We start from the raw sequence: 24,009 nt of genomic DNA on the forward strand, positions 1-24,009 counted from the left end.
GGCAAGAGAATTCGCCCTATAATCTTTGTTTTTTGTCGCACCTACCCAATACCCTGGCGCAGTGAATACATTCATTGGGGGGACCGCAGGAGCTAGCCTGCCGGAGGGGTTATACGAGCTTCTCCACACGACGGGCGTCGCAGCCGACCTCGAACTGGTGCCGGAGCTCCAAGCGTCAATGACTAAGGTCGACGACAACAACACACCGGACGTACTGTCCCGTCACGTCGCCGATGCCGTCCGAAGCGCACTCATAGCCGCAAGGCCAGAAGAACGAGTTGCCCTGGCAAACCGACTCCTGGCCGAGATCCAGACAGACAATCAGATCACGCCAGGCCCTCAGCAGCTGCTCTCGCTGCACCGGCCGGATGCCTTGAAGCGGCGACAGCTTCGACGCCCCAGCACCAAGCTCAGCGATTCGGCACTTCTTACAAATAATAAGGACGAGCCGAATCTGGCTGCCGAGCTCCGAACTGAAATCGAGTCAGCCAACACTGTAGATCTCCTCTGCGCTTTCGTGCGCTGGACCGGACTGCGGCTTCTGGAGCCAGCCCTGGAGCAACTTCGTGAGCGTGGCGTGAAGTTTAGAGTCATCACCACTACGTACATGGGAGCCACTGAACGTCGGGCCATCGATGAACTCGTGCGCCGTTACGACGCCGAAGTGAAAATCAGCTATGAAACACAGGCAACGCGCCTTCATGCAAAGGCTTGGCTTTTCAGGCGGGAAACCGGCTTTGACACTGCGTACGTGGGCAGTTCCAATCTTAGCCAGGCAGCACTTCTGGACGGTCTCGAGTGGAATGTGCGACTTAGTTCTGTGGCGACGCCCGACCTGCTCAAGAAATTTGAGGTCACTTTCGATAGTTACTGGGAACAGCGTGCATTCCAGAGTTACGATCCTGATCGTGACGGCGATAAGCTCGACGCCGCCCTCGAACGAAGCGGGGGCAAACGAACCTCGGCGCCCGACGCTGTCACAGGGCTTGAAATGGTGCCATTCCTTCATCAAGAGGAAATGCTTGAAGATCTTGAAGCTGAGCGTTCAAAGGGCTTCACAAAGAATCTTCTCGTGGCCGCGACTGGGACCGGAAAGACGGTCATCGCTGCTCTTGACTATCAACGCCTTTGCGAAGCCGCTGGAAGGTCGTTGACACTGCTGTTCGTGGCCCACCGACAGGAGATTCTGAAGCAGTCGCTCCGCACGTATCGGAATGTCATGCAGGACGGTGCCTTCGGCGAACTTTATGTAGGAGAGCACAAACCGAGCCACTGGAATCACGTGTTCGCCTCGGTACAGTCACTTGCGTCCCTCGGCGTCGAGACGCTTGAATCGGACCAGTTCGACGTGATTGTCATCGACGAGTTCCACCACGCCATGGCGCCCACATACCGCAAACTACTTGAGTATCTTCAACCTCAGCAGCTTGTGGGGCTTACGGCTACCCCGGAACGGGGGGACGGCGGCAACGTAGCCAACGAGTACTTCGGCGGTCGCACTGCCAGCGAGCTTCGTCTTTGGGATGCGTTGGATGCCGACCTCCTAGTACCGTTTCACTACTTTGGCGTATCTGACGACGTAGATCTCAGCCAGGTGGAATGGAAACGCGGCAATTACGACACCGGTCAACTGGATCGCTTGTACACGGGCAATGATGTCCGGGCCGCTAAGGTCATCCGCGAGCTCCGAGACAAAGTAACTGGAACCGAACACATGCGAGCCCTTGGCTTCTGCGTTTCGGTCCAACATGCCCACTACATGGCAAAGGTATTCAGCGCTGCCGGCATTGCGTCAGTAGCCGTGGACGGTGGCACTGACGAGGCGGAACGTGCACGCTCTCTCGAACAGCTTCGTAACCGTGAAATCAACTGCATTTTTGCTGTGGATCTGTTCAATGAAGGCCTGGATATCCCGCAGGTGGACACCATTCTGATGCTGCGGCCCACCCAGAGCGCCACAATCTTCTTGCAGCAACTGGGACGCGGCTTGCGCCGAGCGGACGATAAGGCTGTTCTCACTGTCCTGGATTTCATTGGCCAACAGCGCCGTGAATTCCGGTTCGATCTCCGTTATCGGGCTCTGACAGGGTACGGGCGGACGGATCTGAAGAAAGCGGTCGAGGACGAGTTTCCGTTCCTTCCGTCGGGCTCACAAATCGTGCTCGATAGGGTGGCGCAGAAGGTGGTCCTGGATAACATCAAGGCGCAGCTGCGTTTCAACCGCGCGCAGTTGGTTAGGGACATAGCCTCCTATGCGGAAACCGAGTTGGCTGCGTATCTGCGAGAATCGGGCAGCGACCTGAAGTCCATCTACCGGTCAACCCGGGACTCGTGGACGAGCTACCTCCGCCAAGCGCAATTGATTGAGGGCTTCTCGGGTCTTGAGTCCGTGCTCAAGGGAACCCACCACGACCGTTCGCATACGGAGGAGAAGAAGCTCCTGGGACGTATGGCTGCCTTCATCCACGTCGATGATCCCGAGCGGGCTGCGGCTTACACCATGCTTGTAGGCGCGGATGCACCCCGCTACGCGGACCTGGGGCCACGGGAACAGACATTCGCGCGGATGTTGTTCTACACCCTTTGGGACGACGGAGGCGGTTTCAAGACGTACGACGACGGGCTCGACCACCTGCGGAGCCATCCGTTTGTGTGCAGCGAGATCCGGCAGATTGTCAGCCTGGGCGTGGCGGCATCGAAGCACACCCCGAAGGGGCTCGGCGTTGGGCTCCAACACATTCCGCTACTCTCGCATGCCACATACCGGCGCGAGGAAATTCTTGCCGCGCTGGAGTATGGCTCGCTCGAGCGCGGAAGGAACGTGCAGCACCGCGAGGGTGTGGCGTGGAGTGCAGCAACGGCGACCGACGCTTTCTTCGTCACCTTGAATAAGGACCAGCGGAAGCACTCAGCTACGACTATGTACAAGGACTATGCAATCAGTCCCGAGTTGTTCCACTGGGAGTCGCAGAACAATACCTCAGCTACTAGCCCAGTTGGTCAGCGATATCTGAACCGACGAACGCACGCCTCCCAGATAGTGCTGTTCACCCGCGATACGGCTGAGGACGACACTGGCCTAACCGTTCCATACATATGCCTGGGACAGCTTGACTACGTCCAACATTCCGGGGACAAGCCGCTAGCGATCACTTGGAGGTTGCAACGCCCTATGCCCGCAGATGTATTTGGGGTGGCGGCGGCTGCGCAGTAGATAAACACTCGGAGTGGCTCTGTCGATTCGAACCCCCGCAGCTTCCCCGCTTCTTTGTTACTGAAGCCACCCATGCCTATATACCCGCGTACGCAAGAATTTCTTGGACTGAAGACGTTACGCTTCGTGGACGACATCGTAGGGGGGAACGATTGTGAAAATGACTACTGCACGTAAACTCCGCATTTTGAACATTGGATCCACATTCCTGTTGTTGACCGTTGTGATCCTGCAATCCACTCAAGTGATCAGCGGGTTCTGGAGCATGGCACTTATCGTGCTCATCGGGGCCCCGACGACGGTCGCTTGGGTGATCCTTGAGCGGCGCCAGGGCGCCGAGAAGATGAGGGACGCGGCGTAGCTCGCACGTAGGACTGACGTTAGGTTCGCGTTGGCTAGTTGAAGCCCGCCAAGATCGCCGTTCTCGGGGGCCGTGCGCCGCAGTCTCCACAATTGCCCGTCACATATTGACTGTGACCCGCCTCACCGTCAAAATAAATGAACGCTATTCATTTCATCTCACATCACATGGCCAGCGGCCTCTATCAAGCGCCCATGAGCCACCCCCAGCACTTCAGGATCGCGGTGACCCCGTAGATCCGGTCGCCGCTACGAAGTTCTGCAGCGTCGCAGCTTCCAAGCACACACCAGTATGACCAACAAGGATTCCCAATGACCCCCACGTTTGAAACTGATACACCGGCAGGCGAGAAGCCTGTGGGGCCAGCCTCCGCCCAGGCGCCTTCCCAAAGTTGGCGCCGTGTCCTCGGCGTTCCATCACTGGTCTTGCTGGGCTTGGTCTACATGGTGCCGCTGACCATCTTTAGCACCTACGGCATCGTTGTAGAGCTGACTGGTGGGCGGCTCTCCGCTGCCTACGCCGTGACCCTGGTGGTCATGCTCTTCACGGCCCGCTCGTATGGCCGGATGTCGCAGGCGTTCCCGTTCGGGGGATCCGCGTACACGTATGCCACCCGATCCTTCGGGCCAGGCCTTGGATTCATGGCTGGATGGTCGCTCCTGCTGGATTACCTGCTGCTGCCGATGATCAACTACCTGCTCATCGGCATCTACATGGAAGCCGCATTCCCGGCGATTCCTGCGTGGGTGTTCATGATCGTCTCGATTGTGGCGGTGACCTTGCTGAATATCCTCGGCATCACTGCAATTGCGAAGGCCAACTTTGTGGTGGTGGGTCTCCAGGCGCTCTTCATTGTGTTGTTTGTGGCCCTGGGACTTTCCTCCATCACGGGAACCGGCAATGTTGACCTGCTGGCGCCCTTCACGGGTGCCGAAGGCGCCGAAGGACTTTCACCCGTCTTCGCCGGCTCCGCAATTCTCTGCCTCTCTTACCTGGGGTTCGACGCCGTCTCAACCTTCGCGGAGGAAACCAAGGATCCCAAGCGGAATCTTCCCCGGGCCATCATGGTCACCACAGTCCTGGCCGGCATGATTTTCCTGGGACTCGCGTACATCAGCCACTTGGTTCTCCCCGTCAGCACCTTCAACGACGTGGACTCGGCGGCCATCGAGGTCATTGGCGCAGCGGGCGGTGAGTTGCTGGTTGCCTTCTTCACGGCCGCCTACATTGCCGGCAGTCTCGGATCTGCATTGACCTCCCAAGCTTCGGTCTCGCGGATCATTCATTCGATGGGCCGCAGCGGCGTGTTCCCGGCAGCGTTGGGGCGGCTCCACGCCCGCTTCAGCACCCCCGTGTTGCCCATCCTGCTGACCTCCGCGGTGTCGCTGCTGGCTTTCGTGTTGGATCTGCTGACGATTTCCTCGCTGATCAGCTTCGGTGCCCTGGTCGCGTTCTCCGTGGTCAACCTGGCCGTGATCAAGCACTACTTCTTCGACCAGAAGGTCCGCGGCGCCCGTGGCGTGATCCACAACCTTGTGCTTCCGGGCATTGGCTTTGTGCTCACGATTTGGCTGTGGACCAGCCTCAGTGGCCTGTCGTTCACCTTCGGGCTGATTTGGGCAGGCGCGGGATTGGCCTACCTGGCATTCTTGACGCGAGGGTTCCGCAAACCTGCGCCGCAGCTGGACCTGAAGGAGGCGTAGTTTCCTGAGCGGAAGCTCAGAGGATCTTCGCTAGCCGGGCGCATTCCTCCCACAGCCTCTTCCGGGCGGCCGGATCGGAACCCATGCCCGGAGTCGGCAGTTGCCTGCGCTTTGCCCAGAGCTTGCCGGACACCGCCGCAGTCTCCGGTGAGGTCGCCAGCCAGACGGGCGTATCGGCCGCTTCCTCGGCAGGCTTGCCCAAGGTGTTCGTCAGCCAGCGGAATGGTCCGCCTACGTCCTGCAGCAGCCCCGTGTTCTTAACCAGGCCCGGGTGCACGGCATTCACCACGACGTTCGACCCGCGAAGGCGCTCCGCGAACTCCTGCGTCAACAGAACCCGGCCGAGCATTGTTGGTGGGGTAGCGCGCGTATAGCTGTACTTGCGTTTGGCGGTCTGGAGGTCGTCGAAGTCGATCTTGGTAACCGACGGTCCACCCGAATACTTCGACGCGATGTTGACCACCCGCGAAGTCCAGGCGTCGTCGGCACCTGCACCGCCTTTCAGCGAGTCCAAGAGCAAATTGGTGAGCAGGAAATAGCCCATCACGTTGGTGGCGAACGTGACTTCAAGGCCGTCCGGGGTCACTTGGCGTTCCTTGCGGAACACGCCGGCAGCGTTGACGAGCACGTTGAGCTTTTGGTGACGGGAATGGAAGTCCTCAACGGCCCACCGGATTGAGGCCTGGCTCGAGAGATCGCAGGCCAGCGGCTCCAGCGCTGCGTTGGGGACCACAGCATGGATGTCGCGGATTGAGTCTTCTGCCCGTGCTTCCGAACGGCCAACAACGACGACGGTCCCTCCTTCGCGGGCCAGCGCAGTAGCGATGGCCTTGCCAAGGCCGCCAGTAGCACCGGTCACGAGGGAAACCCGCCCATTCATTGATGCCATAGCAGGATCACAGCACTTCCTGACACTTTTGGCGAGGGCTTTTGCTTGAAGAATTCCCTATTTCTTGGGCAGCTTTGCCTTGGGTTCCTTCGGTGCTTTCGGCGGCAGTTTCGCCACGTTCTCTAAGGCCTTGGCCACCCATTCCGCAGTTTGCTCGGCGTCGTCCTGCCAGGACTGGGGAAGACCGACGTAACCGCCCATGGGGCGCTCTTCCGGGCCGAAGGGTTGCGTTTGGTGATTGGCCTCCAGCTCCTGCTGGTCGGCCACGGAGAGCTTGACGCCGATGGTGGGGCCAAACAAGCCGGCGAACATGTTGCCGTTGACGAAAGCGCCGAGGTTCCCGAACATCGGCTTGACCACCACGTCTGGACTTTCGGGAACGGCCGAGCGGAAGCGTTCCTTGTCCGCCTCTGAAGGCTTTGGCATTTGCATGGAATCGTCCTCCTGGGAGCGTTTGCCTGAGTGTGGAATTAGTGTTCACGGGCCGGAGATTCGGTCAGCGACATATCTGGCATCCAAGCCCACGCCACCGACTATGGCTGAATAATGCCGGGTTAGCCAAGGGAGCCCGACGACGTACAAACCCGGAATCCCGGTGACACCGCGCGTGTGCTTGGGGTAGCCCCATTCATCGACAAGTGGCATGTCGACGAACCCGAAGTCGAGCTTGAAGCCGGTTGCCCACAAAACGGATGTGATGTCCGAATCGACGAGGTTCAGCTCAACCTGATCGAGGGGGAGCCAACTATCTGGCGGCGGGGGAGGCTGCTCCGGCGCGTCGATCCCTGCCGCTGCGATGTAAGCGTCAATTGCTTTTCCCGAGCGTTGGGCGAAGACCGACTCGACTGCCGCGAGGCGGTCGGGGAGGTCGTCACTAAAGGTGATGTCGCCGTCGTCGATTGTCTCCAGGTGGCCGTGCAGGTGCATGCCGCGCCGGCCGAGTTCTCGGAGGTGAATGGCGTGGCCGCCGTCGGTACCCGAGAGCAGCGGGTTGGGCGCGAAGCGCAGCGCGGGGGAGGGGAGCGCCTCGGTGGTGAGGGCGTTGACGCCGTAGTCTGGGCCGTGTTTGCCGGTTTCGAGCATCCAATAGATGAGGTCTTGGCCTCGGTATCGGCGGGGCGCTTCGGGGACGATTGAGACTGAGAGGTGGATGTCGCGGCCGGTGGCGTGGAGTTCCTCGGCGATCTGGCCCCCTGACTGACCCGTTCCGACGATCAACACCGCGCCGTCCGGCAGCTGCTCCGGATTGCGGTAATCATTGGTATGCAGTTGGGTCATGCCTGCAGGGAGCTTGGCGGCCAGGGCCGGGATCTTGGGAACCTGGTAGGCACCCGTTGCCAGGACAACGCTTCGTGCACGCAGGCTCCCGAGCGACGTTTCAAGGTGGAAGCCGCCATCCGGTGCCGCGGATAGTCGGGTGACGTCGACACCCGTGTGGACCGGAGCGGAGATCAGCTCCGCGTACCGCCTGAAGAGGTTCACCACAGCGTCGCGGGAGATGAAAGCGTCCCGGTCGTCGCCGTCGTACGGCATCCCAGGGAGGTCCAGCGAAAGGTTCGGGGTGTTCATGTAGAAGCCGTCCCAGCGGTCCTGGAAAGCGCCGCCGAGTGAATCGCGTCGATCCAAGATCAGATGCTCGACGCCGAGTTGCGTCAGCCAGTAGCTCGTCGTGAGGCCGGCTTGGCCTGCGCCGATGATGACCGTATCCGGGGTCGGTCCCATGGGTGCACTTTACGCTTGGCAGTGCTTTCAGAACAGGCAACAGCGGAGTGGGATCCGGGACGTATTCAGAGGCGCTTTGTGCTCTCAAGACGGACATCGATCAACATCCGATGGATAAATATTTCCCAGCACTAGCTATCTGCTCAGATGTATGTAGACTTGACGGTGTTGTTGTGTTTGGCATTTGGTAGTTCAGGCAGTCCCCACGATCCTTCCGGATCGTGACCTTCTGAAGTAACGGTGGAGAACACCCCACACCCGGAGACCCGAAAGTCGGGACAATCTCCACCTTCAGTAAGGACTGAAAAAAATGGCTACAGGTACCGTAAAATGGTTCAACTCCGAAAAGGGCTTCGGCTTCATCTCTCCTGAAGATGGCAGCCAGGACGTTTTCGCTCACTACTCTGCGATCAACTCCTCGGGCTACCGCTCCCTCGAAGAGAACCAGAAGGTTTCCTTCGACGTCGAGCAGGGCCCCAAGGGTCCCCAGGCAGTAAACATCCAGGCTATCTAGTCTTCGGATAACTAAGAAGCAGGGCCGGTCACTGACCGGCCCTGCTTTTTTGTCTGCACTCGCAGGGTGCTTGGGGGCTAGATGAACTTTGACATGCGTGACCATACCGCGATGGAAATGAGCGCCACCAGGACCAGAGCGCCATACAGCATCCCCAGGCCAAACGTCGTCTCCACAGGAAGCGGTGGGCGGGGGTTGAATCCGCCCCAATAGTTGAATACACCTTCACCGGCGGCCGTGAGGATGTTCCGGGGATCATATGACCAGGTGAACGGCATCAGCATGAGCAGCCCTCCAGCGGCCAAGCTCGGTATGAGCATGCTCCTGGCCACGAGCCCAATAAAGAGCCCCAAGAGACCAAAAAGCACTGCTACACCCGCGCTGAATGCAACCTGCACAGCCGGATTGCCCACGCCTGAGTCATCCACGGCATACTCAAAATCTCTGCTGAGGTCGGGCAGGAACAGGGCTTTCAGGAGGGGTGCCGCTCCGAAGCTCAGAAGGGCGGCAAGCATGGTCGCACCGAATGAAACCAGAACCACTGCGGCAGCCTTCGCAGCGATATAGGGCCCCGGGCCCTCTATGACAATCCGATCCTTCAAAATGCGTTGCCGAATGTCACTTACAGCTGTTCCACACCCGTAGACGAAGAAGAGCAGCGGGATCACCAGGAAAGTGATCATCTCCAGGCCGGTGCCGACGGCAAACGGTGCTTCGAGAGCGCGGTAGGCGAAATACGCAGCCTCGTAGTCAAAACGCACAGGATTGTCCAGCATCCGTTGGCCGCCTTGGACTACAACATTGCTCGGATGCCCCATGGCGTCCGCCAATGTCACTCCGCTACCCAATGCCTGGGCCTCTGTAACCTGTAGCCTGGCCAACCTGGCGGTCACGTTGCTGATGCTCCCGGTGAACGCGAAAAGAAGTGAAACCGTCAGGCCGCCGACAGCAAGGAAGACTGACCTGCCCCACAATTGATAACGCACTTCTGTTCGCAAAGAACGCATATACCTATTCATCAGATTCTTGTTTCGAATTTAACTGGCGGTGGACCTTCCCCTGCCGGATAGTGAATTCAGAGGAGACCAAGTCTTGGTAAGACGAATCTTCATGATCAGATATGATGACGCATTTCTTGGCCGCAACGGATTCTAACGATCTACGAAGTGCACGACGTCCGGCTGCATCGAGTCCAGATGCAGGCTCATCGAGCAGAATGCATGGTCTTGCGGTCGCAAACGCAGCTGCCAATTTGAGTTTTCTTCTTTGCCCTAATGAATAGGAGGATGATCTCCTACGCAGTAGATCATCGCTCATGAACTGCTTGACTACTGGCACCGCCGACACTTCTTTGGGAGAAATATCCAAGAGAATGCTGAGATTTTGCAGTCCCGTTAGTCGTCCATGAACCTCGGAGTCATCAAACGCTGCAGCTATTTGACCATCCGGATCGGTGTCCAACCAGCGAACATTTCCATTGAATCGTTCGAGGCCGGCAAGGCACTTGAACAGCGTGGTCTTCCCGTGGCCGTTGTCGCCACGGACAACAAAAATCCCCGCGGAAGGGATGCTGAATGTGACATTATCGATGATCTTCCTGCGACCGTAGCTCTTGGAGAGATTCGTGATGTGCAACATTAATCCTCATCAATGACAGGGGGTCGGCCAGAGCTGACCGACCCCTGACGGCTCATGCTTTGGACGCTACTGCTGCCAAGCTGACCAGGCGCCATCGCCATATACAGCAGCCCCTTGGATGACCGTGGCATGGTAAATATTTACGTTTCCCCAAGGTGTAGCAGAACCTACGCCAGCATCTGTTAGGGCGCGGTAGGAATGCTCCCAGTCACTCGTGTAGCTACGGTTAATTCCCAGGGCTTGTACCGTGTTGAATCCGAAGGCGCCTACACGCTGATACCCGTAGCTACTGGTGACTCTGCTCCAATCGAAATAGAAATCAACATTTTCTTCAGTGAATAGCATCCAGTTGCCGGAATACAAGCTGGCACGACGGAAGCCGATTGCGGTGGTCGAGTATGTTGGTTCTCCTTTCGTGAGGCGCAACCCCTGGGAACTTCCCGTGCTCGAAACTGACTTAGGGACAGTCAGGTCTTTTAGTGTTTGCGCGATGTCCGGCTCGTCAGCAGCGTGGGCGGGAGACGCTAACGTTGCGATGGAGACTGCCAGAGTGATTGCTGTGATAACTGTGCGAAATTTCATATTCGTGTTTCCCCAAATGAAAGTGATCTGCACTGCAGAAAATACTTTGATTGCGCACGCCATATGGTCAAACTACGAACTTGGAGTGCTCCGAGCGGCGATGGTGTGTCTCGGCTAAATAACTCAACCCGCCAATTGGAAACTTCTCTGTAACCCTCTGCCAGGTGAGTGATCAATACTCTCGACCCGTAAACCTTCTTTTGTCAAATCGTCTTAGAACTTGGGGCTTAGTCGAAGGAGACCCGTTCGATCGGGCGGGATCGCCGGTTGGCGGAGAGGCGAGGGATGGGTCGATCAGATGTATGTTCGATATCCAACTCATTGACTAGAACATGTATCCACATAGGGAACTACACCCATGTAACTCACTCGCGGCTCTCCGTAGCGTGGAAGGTAATCCACCCACAGAACCGAGGGAGCATCCCACATGCGCCACCTGACCTCTGAACAACGCAGTCCCCTAGTCGAGCCCGGCGAGCACCTAATTTGGCCCAAATCACCACCTAGACACCCCCAAAACGGTCTGTGCAAGGCCGTTTTGCCACCTAGTCCCGTTTTCAAGATCTAGCCTGCGAAGTGAGCCGCATGTCGGGCATCCACAAAAACAGAAGGCTAGGTCGCGTGTTCGATTCAGAGGTTCAACGAATCCTGGACTTTGTCGCACGCGGAATCGGAGTGAGAGTTGTCGGCGCACCGGGTAGCGGTAAGACGTCAGTCCTGCGCAGTGTCATGAGCAACTTGGAGAAGACGGGCGTTTCCGTTCACTTCATCAGTGGTCTCCGCACGCATCGAACCATCCCGTACGCGGCCATCAAAGGACTCGGTTTGGAAATCAGGCCAGGCCGCAGCGGTGTTTTCGACATCGCGGATGTGTTCTCGAGCAAGTTGGCCACGGCCGGCAAACACCTGCTGGTGGTTGACGATCTTCACTTGGTTGACAGTGAATCGCTGGCGGTCCTCGAGGCCGTGAGGCAGCGGTCGGATTGCCCTATGGTGGCCACAGCACCCGAAACATGGGTTTTCTCCAGAGGGCAGTTGGCCGTCCTTAACAACGGTCGCGAGGCGCATCTTCAATTGGATCCGCTTCACTACGAGCAAGTCCACCTCCTCATTGCACAGGTTCTTGGTGCCCCTGCAGATGCAGACACAACTGCCCGCATCCTCACCAAGTCCGCCGGAAACCCCCGTCTCATCGTGCGGATCGCAGAAACCGCCTCGCTCAGCAACCTTTTGGTCATGAAAGACCAGCAATGGTGCATGGCCGGCGACACCCTCTGGAATGAGCACCTTCGCGGCACTCTCGAGGCCCTGTTGGCTGAGCTGCACGCTGACGAGTTCACAGCGCTGCACATCATGGCGATTCTCGGCACGGCAAGGGTGGACGTGCTCCATAAGGTGATTCACCCGGATGCCCTGGAAGGCTTGGAACGCAGAGGATTCCTGTCTGTTCTGGCGGACCACCACAATGGTTCGATCGCTGCTATCAGCCCGCCAGTCATCGCTGACTACTTCCGCGGGAGCAAGAAGCTCCGGGACCGGAAACTCCTCCGCAGCAAGATCGCTGGCGTTCTTGAAGCTGCTCCGCAAGCAGCTTCGGAGAAGCCGGTCACAACGGACAGCCTCACACGCGTACTTTCAACTCTCCGCCTTGAGAAGGGCGACGACGACGCCATCGCCTCCCGCCACTTCCACGAGCACAACGCGGACCGCGAACGTATCCGCGGTGAACGTTGGGAAGCAAACAAGTCAGCGGCGAATGCGGCGGCGCTGCTCCGGATCTATTGGGGTGCGCCAGTGGATGTTGAACGCGCGAGCCGGCTCTGTACCGAAACTACAGATGTCGACGCAGATCCCAAGGATGTTCTCTTTGTCACCATCACTGAGGCTATGCTTGCGATCCACACAGGCCAGGGCCACAGTGCCGCCGTCGACATCCTCCAAAAGTTCGCGGGAGACAATCCCCACCTGAAAGCTGAAGTTGAGAACGCCATTCTGTTCATCAGCGCGTCTCACGGCAGGGTGCCGCCGGACACCAGCAAGGTGCCAGAGGCCTCAGAAGGCCGGGGATCAGGAATGGGGAGCCTGGTCCATGGGTTGCTGGAGCTATATCGCTTCAAACCGACCGCAGCCTTGGAAGCCGTAGACGGCGCAGGCGACGATGATGCCTTTCCACATCTCCGCCTTTTCATACGCGGCTTCGCACTATTCGCTGCCGGCCGGGTAGAGGAGTCCTTGGTACTTGCCTTGGACTGGCGGTCCGAAGCACGCAAGAACCTGGACCAGTTCGGCGTGGTCACAAGTAGCTACGTGGCCGCACATGGCCTCCTCTACCGTGGACATTTCGAAGAGGCCGAGTACCTCATGAGCAGTGTCTTTGCGATGGGTCGCCCAGGTTTCGTCGTCGACTCCCTCTACGACGCCATGCTCAGGCTCGCTGGGCTCAGGCACGCAACATCTGCCATTTTGCCTGAGCTTTCCATCGCCGCGCAGGCGCGGACGGAAGTGCCCGACGTCGGGCCGCTTCCCGGCGTCGGCAAGGGGGCTTACGAGCTCATCGCCCACAACAATGCTCAGCCCTCAGCGTTCGATCGCAAGGCCACGAGGCTCATCAGGCGACAGTTGAAGAGCGGCTACATCCTCGAAGCCATGTTGACTGCACTGCTCTGCACTTGCCTATGCCCTGGCCGACCTGTTCTGGATCTATTGCAGAAGATCCTGCGCGATAGTGGGGTAGCGGTTCATGACCAGTTCATAGCCATTGCCACCGCGGTGGTTGAAGGTGACAATAAGTTGCTCGGGCTGCTTCTCAAGCACTATGAACCCGACATCGACACGTACCAAGTGGGAATGCTGCTTCGAGGAGCCCTCAAACGCCACGTGATCGACGGCGATGCCGCGGCAGCTGACGCCATGGCGCAGGCTTCGTCCATATTCGCAGTTCGGTTCCCGGCAACCAACGAACAGCTTTCCTTCAACTCCTTCAGGACCACACCGCTCACTGAACGGGAGATCGAGGTAGCCATCCTGGCCGGACACCACACCAACGTGGAGATCGGGGAACACTTGCGCATCAGTGCCAGGACAGTGGAGAACCACATCTCAAACGCCTTGCGGAAGACGGGCGCCACATCCCGCAACAGTCTTTTCATGCTGGTGGGGAATTCACTTCCGCCACGCTGACGCGGGATAGGCTGGGTTTTCGTGAGCAACTCTCCGGCTTTGGCCCGCCGACTGGGCACGTTCGACGCATCGCTGATCGGCTTAGGGTCCATGATCGGTGCCGGTGTTTTCGCAGCCTTCACCCCAGCCGCTGCAGCCGCGGGATCAGGACTGCTCATCGGTTTGGTAGTGGCCGCGTTCGTCGCGTTCTGCAATGCCACGTCCTCAGCCCAGCTCGCTGCGGCGTATCCGACCTCCGGCGGTACCTATATATACGGTCGTGAACGACTCGGCCCTTGGCCCGGGTTTCTGGCCGGGTGGGGATTCGTCATCGGAAAGACGGCGAGTGCCGCGGCCATGGCCATGACCTTCGCCGCCTATGCCGCACCACAAGGTTGGGAACGTGCGGTGGCGATTGCCGCCGTCGTGGTTTTGACCGCAGTGAACTATCACGGGGTGACGCGCACAGCCGGGTTGACCCGCGTGTTGGTGATAGCTGTGCTTGCTGCCCTGTCGATTGCCGTCGCAGCCGTTTGGGGTGGCTCAGGCCCTGACTTCGGCAGTTTCGTGGGGGAGGGGCTGTTGGCACACGGCTGGTACGGCATCCTGCAATCAGCGGGGCTGTTGTTCTTCGCGTTTGCGGGGTACGCAAGGATCGCGACGATGGGTGAGGAAGTCCGCGAGCCCAAGCGCACCATACCCCGGGCGATCGGCATTGCCTTGGGAATCACCATTGTCATCTACGCTGCCATAGCGGTTACTTTGCTGGCGGCTCTGGGCCCCGAAGGCGTGGCTGCTACACCGACGCCGTTGGCCGATGCCGTGAGTGCCGGCACCTGGGCGTGGGTTGCGCCCGTAGTCCGCGTTGGTGCTGCTGTAGCCTCTCTGGGTGCGCTGCTGGCACTCATCGCAGGACTTGGAAGGACGAGCCTGGCCATGGCCCGCGAACACGATCTGCCGCACTGGCTCTCCGCAGTACATCCCCGCTATAAAGTCCCGCATCGTGCCGAGGTCACGCTAGCCGTGGTGATCTGTGTAATTATTGCGGTGGCTGATCTCCGCGGCGCAATCGGCTTCTCATCATTCGGAGTGCTGCTCTACTACTTGGTGGCTAACATCGCCGCCTACACGCAGCCGTCCCAGGACCGCCGCTACCCGAAGTTCCTGCAAGTGGCGGGCGGTATTGCCTGCGTGGTCCTTGTTGTCACTTTGCCGCCTGTGTCTGCCGCTTTGGGTGTGCTGATGTTCGCGGTTGGCATTGCGTACAGGGTCATCCGGTTGAGGGTCAGCCGCTAGCTGATCACCTTGGCCTGGTTTGCAACCGGCAAGAATCGGCGAATCGCAACAGCCGAGACCACAGCGAGAACGCCGGTGAAAAGCCATGGCGAGCCTGCCGCCGTCGACGACTGGTCAGCAAACTCGTAAAGAGGAGCCATGGCCGTGTTTCCGATAAGGACCATGGCGCCGCCGCAACTGGCGAGCAGTCCGTAGTAGGCGCCGGTCGGCCGGCCACCGGCGAAGTCCATAACGAGCCTCATCGCCGTAGGAGTCGCACACATGTTGCCAAGGCAGAGCCCGGTGACCAGAGTCAAAGCAGGTAGTACCGGCACGGTTGCGATGGGTGGCTGGGTAGCCAGCACAGCGACCGATGCGAATCCGGTGGCCTTCAGGCTCAGGCCCAAGGTGAGTGCATTGCGTTCACCGAAGCGGCGCATAAGCTTGGCGATCGGCCACTGCAAGGTGACCGTCAGCAGCGACGCGTAGGCGAACACGAAGCCGAGAGCACCGGCGTCGAGTCCGCTGCGTCGAAGCTCCACCGGTAAGCCGAAGTACAACTGGTTGTGGGCCAAAAGGCTGACACTAAAGAAGCATGCGAACGCCACAAAGCGCTTATCCCGCAAGCAGGCCAAAAGCTGGTGTTTCGGTACCGACTTGAGGTGGTCGTGTCCGCGCTTCCCGTCACGTGGCAGGAAGCGCCAAAAGATCAACGCCATGATCGCGAAGATCCCAGAGGCAACGTAAAGGGACACTTCGAAGCCGAAACCCAAGAGGAGGCTTCCGAGTAACGGCCCTGCCACTGCACCGAACTCACCAACGATCACCAGCGAAGCGAAGAGGGTGGGGCGGTGCTCCCCGGAAGGCGCTCGCCGTTCCTCCGCAGCCGCCACCAGGCTCTCGAGCGCCGGCGAAAACAATGCTCCACCGATCCCTGTGACGATTGCGCCCGCCAGAAAGAGGCTGAAATTGTCGGCCGCGGCCAAGAGCAAGTAGCCGCACACCCGGACGATGCACCCCGCCACCATCGTGTACCGGGCGCCCCACCGGTCCGAGATGGCGCCACCCGCCAGGAACATTCCTTGCTGAGCGAAGGTCCGGGCTCCCAGGACGACGCCAATGGCAACTGCGCTCATGGCGAAGTCGTTGGCCATAGTGAGTGCGATGAACGGCACCACGGAATAGAACCCGATGTTGAAGATGAGCTGGCTGGACAGCAGAAGTTTCGGATTGGGTCTGGCCGGTGGTGAGCCCAGTTCCTCGGTAAGGAGCGGTGTTTCTGCGGAACTGGTGGCGGGTTTCATGAACGGCTTTCCTTGGCGGCGACTCGTTCGAGATTATCAATAATCGTTCTCGTTAACCCCTGTGACGACTTACAGCGTTCCGGCTGGGCACGGCCCCACCCGGGGGTTGTCAGGTGGGACCGTGCCTTTGTGCCTCATACGCCAGGAACGGGTGGGGCTCCCGCCGGACACCGGGACTCCCGCTCCAGAGGCACATGAAGAGACTATGGGCGGTTTCCGGCACTAGGTGTCAGAAACCGGCTACTAGGTGGCAGATACGACGCAATTAGGGGTTGCCCGAGGAAAATTAGGTGCTCCTCGGGACCGGCTAGGGGTTTGAGCCGAAGACGTGCGGTGCGGGAGGGGCGGCGCCGGCTGACCCAGTGCGCTAACCCTGCACCGAGAGACCTGCCGCAAACGCCGTCAGCAGATTGCGTCCTTCCTGCCAGTCCGCCAATCCGCTCGCTGAATTGATGTGCCCACGGGGACCGATATCGATCTGGGAAGCACCCCACGTGTCTGCGAACTCCCGTGAACGCTCGGGGGGGCAATAGGGGTCATTCCTGCTGGTGACCAGGACGGTTGGAATGGGAATGCGGCCGTACAAGTCGTCACCGAAACGAGGGCCACTCTCAGGGTAATTGGGGCCAAAAGGATCCGGGACTGCTACAAGAAACAGCCCTGCCACGCGGCCTGCGTTCGCGAGACTCCACTGCGCAGCGACAAGGCAGCCCAGGCTGTGCGTGACCAAGACGGGTTTGGTATCTCCCACGGCCGCGTCCAAAGCTGCAACCCAGTCGTCGACTTCTGGCTGATCCCAAGAAGCTGGAGCAATCCGTTTCCAATCGGTGCTGGACCGTTCCCAGTGCGACTGCCAGTGGTCAGCATCCGAGCCGTTGATACCTGGAACTACCACCACGTGCATTGGAGCCTCCGAACTAGCCGTCGGCAACATCGTCCTCCCGAAGGGACACCGACGCTAGATGTGGAGGAGGTTCAGTCAGGTTAGCGTGCCGCGTGCTTCTTCCTATCCGCGCGCTTCGCCTCGCCGTTCTCCGCGGCAACAACCGAAGCGCCCGTCCCCAACCCGCGGACGGTCCACCCCGCACTCCGCCAGGCCTCAGCGTCCAGTACGTTGCGAGCGTCCAGCACCATCCGGCGTCGTACTAACGTGCCAACTTCAGAAGGCGAAAGCGAAACGTATTCGTCCCATTCGGTGAGCAGCAGGACCAGTTCGGCGTCTTCGAGGGCGCGTTTGGTGGAGGCTTCGAAGCGGATCTGCGGGTAGCGGATCCAGGCGTTGTTGATGGCTTTGGGGTCGGTGACGGTCACGTGTGCTCCGGCTGCGGCGAGTTGCTGGGCGACGTCCAGGGCGGGGGAGTCGCGGATGTCGTCGGTGTCGGGCTTGAAAGCGGCGCCGAGGATGGTCACCGTGCGGCCGGACAGGAAACCAGGGCACATTTCGCGGGCCACCTCCACTGCCCGGGAACGCTGGTCCAGGTTCACCGAATCAACCAAGCCCATCCACTCATCCACGGACGGCACAGAGAGTTCGCGCGCCTGGGCACGGAAAGAGCGGATGTCCTTGGGCAGGCAGCCGCCACCGAAGCCGAGCCCGGCATGCAGGTACCGGTTGCCGATGCGCGGATCCAGGCCCATCGCCTCGCTCAGCTCGCTCACGTCAGCGCCGGACGCGTCGCACAGCTCAGCCATCGCATTGATGAAGCTGACCTTTGTGGCCAGGAAGGCGTTCGACGCCGACTTGATCAGCTCCGCCGTCGCAAAATTGCAGACCAGACGCGGGATGCCGGCGCAGATCAGCGGCTCGTACACGGCGTCCAACACGGCGGTAACGGGGGCTCCGGCGGCGCCCTTGCCGCCGGGAACGCCATAAACCAGGCGATCGGGAACCAGGGAATCCTTGACGGCCGTGCCCTGGCGCAGGAACTCAGGGTTCCAGCCGAGCAGCACGTCCGAGCGTCGGGCCAGAACCGCGCGGAGCGTTTCCACCGTGCCTACTGGCACTGTTGATTTACCGACGACGGCGGCACCCTTGGCCAGGTGCGGCAGGAGGCTCTTCGTAGCGCCCATGAGGTAGGAGAGGTCGGCTGTATCGGATGTCTTGGACTGCGGGGTGCCAACGCACAGGAAATGGACCTGCGCATCCGCGGCAGCAGCGAAGTCTGTGGTGAACATGAGCCGGCCGGTGGTGCGACCGTCCTTGAGCAGCTCGTCCAGGCCGGGTTCATGGAACGGTGCCAGCGCCTTGTTGAGCTGCTCAACCTTGGAGGAGTCGACGTCGATACCCACCACGGTGTGGCCCATCGAAGCGAGCGTCGCGGCATGGACAGCGCCGAGGTAGCCGCAACCGATCACGGAGATCTTCATGAGGAGGGTCCTTTGCTTGAGGTGAACTCGCTGGGCCCGGATGTTCCGATGGGCACGCCAGCGATGACTTCGTTGTAATGGCGCACCAAGTCTGCGCTGAGCACTGGCCACGTCCGGCCCTGTACCGACGCTGTTGCTGCCGAGGCGAACGCGCGGCGCTTGGCGTCGTCGCCGATCAAGTCCTGCACGTAACCGCGCAACTGGGTAAGGTTTCCGGGTTCGTAAAGCCAACCCGTGCGCGAATTCTCCACGAGATCCAAGGGGCCGCCACGGCCAGTCGCCACCACGGGAACGCCGGATGCCATGGCTTCCTGAATGGTTTGGCAGAACGTTTCGAACTCGCCGGGATGGACAAAGAGGTCGAAACTCGCGACAGCCTGCGCCAGTGCCTCGCCGCCAAGGAAACCGGCGAAATGTGCGTTCGGCAGAGCTGCTTGGAGAGCTTCCCGTTGCGGGCCATCGCCCACGATGACCAGCTTCGTGTTCGGCAAATCAGCCAGCACAGCGAGATCCTCAACCTGCTTTTCAACAGCGAGACGGCCAACGTAGCCGATGATGCGGTGACCGTCGGGCGCTACCGAGCTGCGCCACGCCGTCGAACGCTTAGCGGGGTTGAAACGCACGGTATCCACACCGCGACGCCACATGTCCACGCGCAAGATGCCGCGCCCGCGCAACTGGTTCAGCGCGAACGTAGACGGCACAAGGGTTCGGGTGGCCAGAAGGTGGATGTTGTCCACACGGTTCCAAGCCCAGTTCTCCAGGAACGGCACGCCATAGCGGGCGGCGTAGCTGGGAACCTCTGTTTGGTAGATCGCGACAGTCGGGATGCCCAGCTGATGGGCGGCCTGCACGGCGCGCCAGCCGAGGACGAACGGGGAAGCGAGGTGTACGACGTCGGGGGAGAAATCGGCAAGGATTCGCTTGACCCGATTCACACCACCCAACGCAACCCGCACATTCGTGTAACCGGCCAGCGGCACCGAAGGAAGCCGGTGCACATACGCACCCTTCTCGACGCTCGAAACATCAGTGTCCGACGTCGACGGCGCGATCACCATCACCTCATCTCCGCGCTCCTGCAGATGCTCCAGCACCCGCAGTATCGAATGGGTTACCCCATTCATCAGTGGCAGGAATGATTCGGCGACGATTGCGATCCTCACGCCTACAACGGTGGTCGCGGTGGTTGGCTTTGTGGGTTCGAACGGGTGGCTTGTGGGGGAAGAGTGGGTTAACAGGTGGGTTGGGTGGCTCGGGCAATTTCGTAACACTTGGGCGGAACAATAGTTGCATCACATGCGCTGGTATCTTGAATTCCTAGCGAGTCCTAGGGAAGCATCTGGCAAACCCGCCCTTCCCGACATCCCCGGTCTCGCTGCAAGTAGGGGGCATCTTGAAGAAAACACTCGCACTAATTGTGCTCACCGGTCTTATGCTGACCGGCTGCGCGACCAAACAGGCCTCAAGCCAATCACCGGCAACGGCGGCTGCATCTGCCGCCGCGGATCGTACTGTCGAATTGCCGGACGTCGTCGGCTTGACCCTCGACAAGGCCACCGATAAGTTGAAGGACCTCGGGCTGAAGGTCGAGGCCACAGATGTGAACGATGGCAAATCAATCATCGTCAAAAAGAACTGGCAGGTGGTCAGCGAAGATCCTGTCGGCAAGACCAACGTGGCTGAGGGGTCGACCATAAAGCTTGGAGTCAAACATCTCACTGATGAGACGGCTACCCCGACACCCACTCCGACGCAGGCGCCGGTTCCCTTGGTTGCCCCAGTGGCCCCGGTAGTGGAGGCGCCACCAGTCGTGGTCGTTCCTGTCGCTCCGCCCGTAGTGGAAGCCCCACCCGTTGTGGTGGCTCCCGTGGCCCCGCCGGTGGTGGAGGCACCTCCTGTTGTGGCACCGCCGGCCGCGCCCGCAGCTGTCTCCTACGCCAACTGCGCAGCCGTTCGAGCCGCAGGTGCGGCCCCGATTCATATCAGCCAGCCAGGGTACGGAAGTCACCTTGATAGGGATGGGGACGGCTGGGGCTGCGACAAGTAAAACTCGCTAGCGTGTATAGCAATGGCCACTCCGTTTAGGGGTGGCCATCGCTATGCGTGGGGGCTATTGGTGCTGCGAGCTCACGGGTTGTCTGTCTATTTGGTGGCTACGAACACTTTGTCACCGAGCATTCCGGCGCGGACAGCGAGGACCCCTTGTCCCGCAGTAGCGCTAGGAACCTCGAAGACTTCATTTCCAGTAGCCGTAGCACCTTTGTACAGCGTGCCCGTAGTGTCGATTGGATCGGGGGCGACGATCAACTTGTCGAACGCGTTGACAGTATTGCCGTCCGCGGTGACGTATTCGACGGATACGAATGCCGGCATCTGGCCGTTTGCGTCATCACCAAGATAAGTAGCGGAGTAGTTGACCAGGATGTACTCGGACCCAGCCGCCGGGGCTTCGTTAATGGGGCTCGCCCCTACTACTGCATCTGTTGCAGCCAACGTGACGGAGTTTATGACGACCCTCCAATCTTTGGACTCGATAACTGAGCCAATGGGATACGGGCTTTCACGCGTTCCGGCATCTCCGGATGCGTTGGATTCGGAGCCGCCTTCAGCGGCACCCCCACTGGATGGCTCCACAACTCTGGTGTCTCCACTGCCGAATGCGCTGTCAAACGAGTTCGCTACAACAGCGGTAAAGACAATAAATCCCACAATCGTGCCGACTACTGAGGTGATCAGTGCGGTGATGCCCATCCATTTGGCTTTGTCTTTCAGGAAGAGGGAGACGATTGCCAGGATGAATGCAATGGGCAGTAAAACCCAGCCGACTATTAGAGCGCCTGGAATGCATGCGAAGATGAATCCCAGTACAGCTGTTATGAGTGCAATTAGACCGATCACATTTAGCTGTTTCTTCGTGCCTGCTGGCGGCCTCGGGACGGTGTACGGAGTTGCGCCCGGGCCTTGGGCGTATTGAGGATGACCTTGCGAGTATTGGGGGTATTGAGAATGGGGCGGAGGCTGATGCGGGTCTGTGCCCGGAGACTCTGGAGTTGTCATGGCATCACTATTGCAGAGCAGGGGATTATGTCCCCTCTAGACACGATGCATAAAATTGCTTTTCAATAACTTAACTACTCGCGCCTATTTCTTTATCTGAACCCGCACTTTCATTTACTTGCGAAAAGGGATCAGGCTCTCGCTCCCATGCCTAACCCGGCTCTCTCTCGCGGGCAAGATGATGTCAGGCCGTGCCACCCTGCGCCCGCTTCAGATCCTTCCGCAGTCCCTTGTTGTCCGCCCTGAGCTCCTCGTTATGCTCAGCAAGCCCGCGGTTGTCTTCCGTCAGCCCCCGGTTCTCCGCCTCGAGCTCCAGCACCAGCTTCACCCCGGCCAGGTTCAGCCCCTCATCCAACAGCACCCCGATCCTGCGCAGCGTCGCAAGGTCACTTTCGCTGTAGCGGCGCGTGCCGCCGTCGGTCCTGTCCGGGGTGAGCAGGCCCTTGCGCTCGTATTGCCGGATGTTCTGCTGCCCTGTGCCTACGAGCTCCGCAGCTACCGAGATCGCGTAGACGCCGCGCGCACCCAGGCCCGCGCCAGAGGTGCCGTCCGCACCAGAAGCCGCCAGTCCGCCGTCGTACTCTTCAGCGGCAGTCTGACCATCCGAAGCTGCCATCAAGAACCTCCAAAAATCTTCCAGAAAACTACTTGCATCCACTCTCTCACCGGTGCTATAAAAAATCTATACCAGCCATCACAGATCAAGCAGGATCGAGCAGGCTGGTACGAACAACAGAATCAGCATCAAGACCAAAGGAGTGAGAACCAAATGCTGATGCGCACTGACCCGTTCCGCGAATTCGACAGGCTCGCCCAACAGGTTTTTGGCACAACAGCACGCCCGGCCGGAATGCCGATGGATGCATGGCAGGAGGACGGACAATTCGTTGTTGCCTTCGATCTGCCAGGGGTGGATCCCCAGACCGTTGACCTGGACGTCGAACGCAACGTCCTCACGGTCAAGGCCGAACGCAAGTCGCCCGCGGGAGAGAACACCGAAATGATCGCCGCCGAGCGCCCCCAAGGCGTCTTCAGCCGACAACTCATCCTTGGTGACACCTTGGATACCGACGGCGTCCAGGCCAGCTACGACGCCGGGGTACTCACACTCCGCATCCCAGTCGCCGAAAAGGCCAAGCCGCGGCGCATCGAGATCCAATCCAACGGGCAGAGGCAGGAAATCAACGCCTAATCCCGTCCGCCCTGCCGGAAGGCTCACCCGGGGGTGGCCGACCGGCAGGGCGCCAGCCGGGAACAACGGAGGCGGCCGCATCGGAATAGTTGGGCGCAGGCCTCGCGCCACGTCACAGCGTTTTTTAGCGCACATGAAAGCGACCCCCGCCCGTCGTCTCCCGATTGATGGCCCCCGGTCCAGGCCGGGGGCCATCGCCAACCCGCAGCAGGAAACCGGAACAGCATTGAGCACCCAACCTGACCACTACGCCACTCTCCACGTGTCGCCGGACGCGACGGCCCGGGAGATCACCCGCGCCTACCGCACGCTGCTACGGACCCGCCACCCGGACACACGCCAAAAGGTCGACGACGGCGACACCACCTCCGCGGCCGACCTCCAGGAACTGCACGCCATCATGCAGGCGTACGTCGTTTTGTCGGACCCAGGGAGGCGGGCGGCATACGACAGTGCGCGGCGGACGCCCGGCGGTACGGGCGGAACGCCGGTGAAAGTCCGCTTCCACCGGTCTGAGCCTGGGGCTTCGGGACCCGAACAGTCACCGCTTTCGTTTGGACCAGCACGTTGGGAACCATCGCCCTTTAGAACCCGAAGGAGAAATTCATGAGCGCTTGGCGTCCGTACGACGGCCACATCATCCCCGCGTTCTACGAACGGTTCGAGAAACGCTGGGGGAGAGGGACGGCCCCGTTCCTGGATCCCGAAGTCCACGAACAGCCCATGCCCCGCGCCCAGTGGATCAACCCGGACACCGGGGCTGCGGTGGCTGTCGTGCCGATTTGGACCGATGACCCCGAGCACCGCTCCTTCGGCGTGTTCTACCTGCCGCCCGCGGGCGATATCTGGATGCTCCGCCCCGGCCCCACAACGTTCATGGAACCCAGCAGCGGAGCCAGCCGCGAGCAAGTGACGCTCCGCAACGACGCCTTCAAGAAGGCCGTCAACCATGCCAAGGAGTTCATTTACGGGCCCCAGCTATAGCAGGGTAGGCGCGAGGGGTTGGATCTCGACCGAAAGCGAGCTCCA

At 60.0% G+C, this 24,009-nt stretch carries 22 protein-coding genes; 10 read left to right on the forward strand and 12 right to left on the reverse strand.

Annotation, left to right across the window (positions count from 1 at the left end; genetic code table 11):
• Positions 1-157 precede the first annotated feature (157 nt).
• The 3 genes from ARUE_RS05545 to ARUE_RS05555 all read left to right on the forward strand — a co-directional run bounded on the left by ARUE_RS05545 (position 158) and on the right by ARUE_RS05555 (position 5,278).
• Positions 158-3,214, forward strand: coding sequence for a DEAD/DEAH box helicase (locus tag ARUE_RS05545; RefSeq protein WP_014921019.1), 3,057 nt, complete (start codon positions 158-160; stop codon positions 3,212-3,214).
• Between the two features lie 160 nt (positions 3,215-3,374).
• A complete protein-coding gene (locus tag ARUE_RS05550; RefSeq protein ID WP_162486122.1) occupies positions 3,375-3,575 on the forward strand; it encodes a hypothetical protein in 201 nt (66 codons plus the stop codon).
• Between the two features lie 311 nt (positions 3,576-3,886).
• Positions 3,887-5,278 (forward strand): APC family permease, encoded by a 1,392-nt coding sequence (locus ARUE_RS05555; protein WP_014921021.1) that lies wholly within the window; start codon positions 3,887-3,889, stop codon positions 5,276-5,278.
• 16 nt (positions 5,279-5,294) lie between these two features.
• On the opposite strand, the gene ARUE_RS05560 is transcribed toward ARUE_RS05555, so the two are convergent.
• The 3 genes from ARUE_RS05560 to ARUE_RS05570 are packed head-to-tail and all read right to left on the reverse strand — an operon-like array spanning position 5,295 to position 7,889.
• Positions 5,295-6,167 carry an SDR family NAD(P)-dependent oxidoreductase gene (locus ARUE_RS05560; protein WP_014921022.1) on the reverse strand — a complete coding sequence of 291 codons (873 nt, stop codon included), beginning with the start codon at positions 6,165-6,167 and terminating at the stop codon, positions 5,295-5,297.
• A gap of 57 nt (positions 6,168-6,224) precedes the next feature.
• Positions 6,225-6,599: a TfoX/Sxy family protein gene (locus tag ARUE_RS05565; protein ID WP_011773902.1), complete on the reverse strand. Its 375-nt coding sequence runs from the start codon at positions 6,597-6,599 to the stop codon at positions 6,225-6,227.
• Between the two features lie 45 nt (positions 6,600-6,644).
• The gene (locus ARUE_RS05570) at positions 6,645-7,889 is read right to left on the reverse strand and encodes a flavin-containing monooxygenase (RefSeq protein ID WP_014921023.1); all 1,245 of its coding nucleotides are present in this window, start codon (positions 7,887-7,889) and stop codon (positions 6,645-6,647) included.
• Between the two features lie 310 nt (positions 7,890-8,199).
• On the opposite strand from ARUE_RS05570, the gene cspE reads away from it, so the two are divergent.
• Positions 8,200-8,403, forward strand: a complete 204-nt coding sequence (gene cspE / locus ARUE_RS05575) for a transcription antiterminator/RNA stability regulator CspE (protein ID WP_011773907.1) — start codon at positions 8,200-8,202, stop codon at positions 8,401-8,403.
• Positions 8,404-8,480: 77 nt separating this feature from the next.
• On the opposite strand, the gene ARUE_RS05580 is transcribed toward cspE, so the two are convergent.
• The 3 genes from ARUE_RS05580 to ARUE_RS23670 form a co-directional block, all read right to left on the reverse strand.
• Entirely contained in the window at positions 8,481-9,410 is a 930-nt protein-coding gene (locus ARUE_RS05580) for a hypothetical protein (protein ID WP_286140270.1), read from the reverse strand.
• 4 nt (positions 9,411-9,414) lie between these two features.
• Entirely contained in the window at positions 9,415-10,041 is a 627-nt protein-coding gene (locus ARUE_RS23665) for an ABC transporter ATP-binding protein (protein WP_081589117.1), read from the reverse strand.
• Positions 10,042-10,107: 66 nt separating this feature from the next.
• Positions 10,108-10,656 (reverse strand): hypothetical protein, encoded by a 549-nt coding sequence (locus tag ARUE_RS23670; protein ID WP_162486123.1) that lies wholly within the window; start codon positions 10,654-10,656, stop codon positions 10,108-10,110.
• 588 nt (positions 10,657-11,244) lie between these two features.
• Here ARUE_RS23670 and ARUE_RS24625 point away from each other — a divergent pair.
• Together ARUE_RS24625 and ARUE_RS05600 are read left to right on the forward strand one after the other, a co-directional pair.
• Positions 11,245-13,803: a helix-turn-helix transcriptional regulator gene (locus tag ARUE_RS24625; RefSeq protein ID WP_043469876.1), complete on the forward strand. Its 2,559-nt coding sequence runs from the start codon at positions 11,245-11,247 to the stop codon at positions 13,801-13,803.
• 21 nt (positions 13,804-13,824) lie between these two features.
• Positions 13,825-15,078: an APC family permease gene (locus tag ARUE_RS05600; protein ID WP_011773912.1), complete on the forward strand. Its 1,254-nt coding sequence runs from the start codon at positions 13,825-13,827 to the stop codon at positions 15,076-15,078.
• On the opposite strand, the gene ARUE_RS05605 is transcribed toward ARUE_RS05600, so the two are convergent.
• The 4 genes from ARUE_RS05605 to ARUE_RS05620 form a co-directional block, all read right to left on the reverse strand.
• A complete protein-coding gene (locus ARUE_RS05605; RefSeq protein ID WP_014921028.1) occupies positions 15,075-16,361 on the reverse strand; it encodes an MFS transporter in 1,287 nt (428 codons plus the stop codon). The two genes, ARUE_RS05600 and ARUE_RS05605, sit on opposite strands and share 4 nt — an antisense overlap.
• Positions 16,362-16,728: 367 nt before the next feature.
• Positions 16,729-17,265 (reverse strand): RBBP9/YdeN family alpha/beta hydrolase, encoded by a 537-nt coding sequence (locus ARUE_RS05610; RefSeq protein WP_286140271.1) that lies wholly within the window; start codon positions 17,263-17,265, stop codon positions 16,729-16,731.
• An 80-nt stretch (positions 17,266-17,345) separates the two neighbouring features.
• Positions 17,346-18,728, reverse strand: a complete 1,383-nt coding sequence (locus tag ARUE_RS05615; RefSeq protein WP_014921030.1) for a UDP-glucose dehydrogenase family protein — start codon at positions 18,726-18,728, stop codon at positions 17,346-17,348.
• Positions 18,725-19,894: a glycosyltransferase family 4 protein gene (locus ARUE_RS05620; protein ID WP_043469879.1), complete on the reverse strand. Its 1,170-nt coding sequence runs from the start codon at positions 19,892-19,894 to the stop codon at positions 18,725-18,727. The genes ARUE_RS05615 and ARUE_RS05620 overlap by 4 nt, the downstream gene beginning before the upstream one ends.
• Positions 19,895-20,124: 230 nt before the next feature.
• On the opposite strand from ARUE_RS05620, the gene ARUE_RS05625 reads away from it, so the two are divergent.
• Positions 20,125-20,778, forward strand: coding sequence for an excalibur calcium-binding domain-containing protein (locus tag ARUE_RS05625; RefSeq protein WP_043469882.1), 654 nt, complete (start codon positions 20,125-20,127; stop codon positions 20,776-20,778).
• Between the two features lie 95 nt (positions 20,779-20,873).
• Here the strand turns inward: ARUE_RS05625 and ARUE_RS05630 are convergent, their stop codons facing one another.
• Together ARUE_RS05630 and ARUE_RS05635 are read right to left on the reverse strand one after the other, a co-directional pair.
• Positions 20,874-21,629 (reverse strand): hypothetical protein, encoded by a 756-nt coding sequence (locus tag ARUE_RS05630; RefSeq protein WP_014921033.1) that lies wholly within the window; start codon positions 21,627-21,629, stop codon positions 20,874-20,876.
• Between the two features lie 343 nt (positions 21,630-21,972).
• The gene (locus tag ARUE_RS05635; protein WP_014921034.1) at positions 21,973-22,404 is read right to left on the reverse strand and encodes a MerR family transcriptional regulator; all 432 of its coding nucleotides are present in this window, start codon (positions 22,402-22,404) and stop codon (positions 21,973-21,975) included.
• 153 nt (positions 22,405-22,557) lie between these two features.
• On the opposite strand from ARUE_RS05635, the gene ARUE_RS05640 reads away from it, so the two are divergent.
• The 3 genes from ARUE_RS05640 (at position 22,558) to ARUE_RS05645 (ending at position 23,964) form a co-directional block, all read left to right on the forward strand.
• Complete coding sequence (locus tag ARUE_RS05640; protein ID WP_011773920.1) at positions 22,558-22,980, forward strand: Hsp20/alpha crystallin family protein; 423 nt, start codon at positions 22,558-22,560, stop codon at positions 22,978-22,980.
• A gap of 133 nt (positions 22,981-23,113) precedes the next feature.
• Entirely contained in the window at positions 23,114-23,590 is a 477-nt protein-coding gene (locus ARUE_RS23675; RefSeq protein ID WP_081589118.1) for a J domain-containing protein, read from the forward strand.
• Positions 23,587-23,964, forward strand: coding sequence for a hypothetical protein (locus tag ARUE_RS05645; RefSeq protein ID WP_011773922.1), 378 nt, complete (start codon positions 23,587-23,589; stop codon positions 23,962-23,964). Before ARUE_RS23675 ends, ARUE_RS05645 begins: the two co-directional genes overlap by 4 nt.
• The last annotated feature ends 45 nt before the right edge of the window (positions 23,965-24,009 follow it).

It is taken from the genome of Arthrobacter sp. Rue61a (genome assembly GCF_000294695.2).
Taxonomy (GTDB): Bacteria; Actinomycetota; Actinomycetes; order Actinomycetales; family Micrococcaceae; genus Arthrobacter; species Arthrobacter aurescens_A.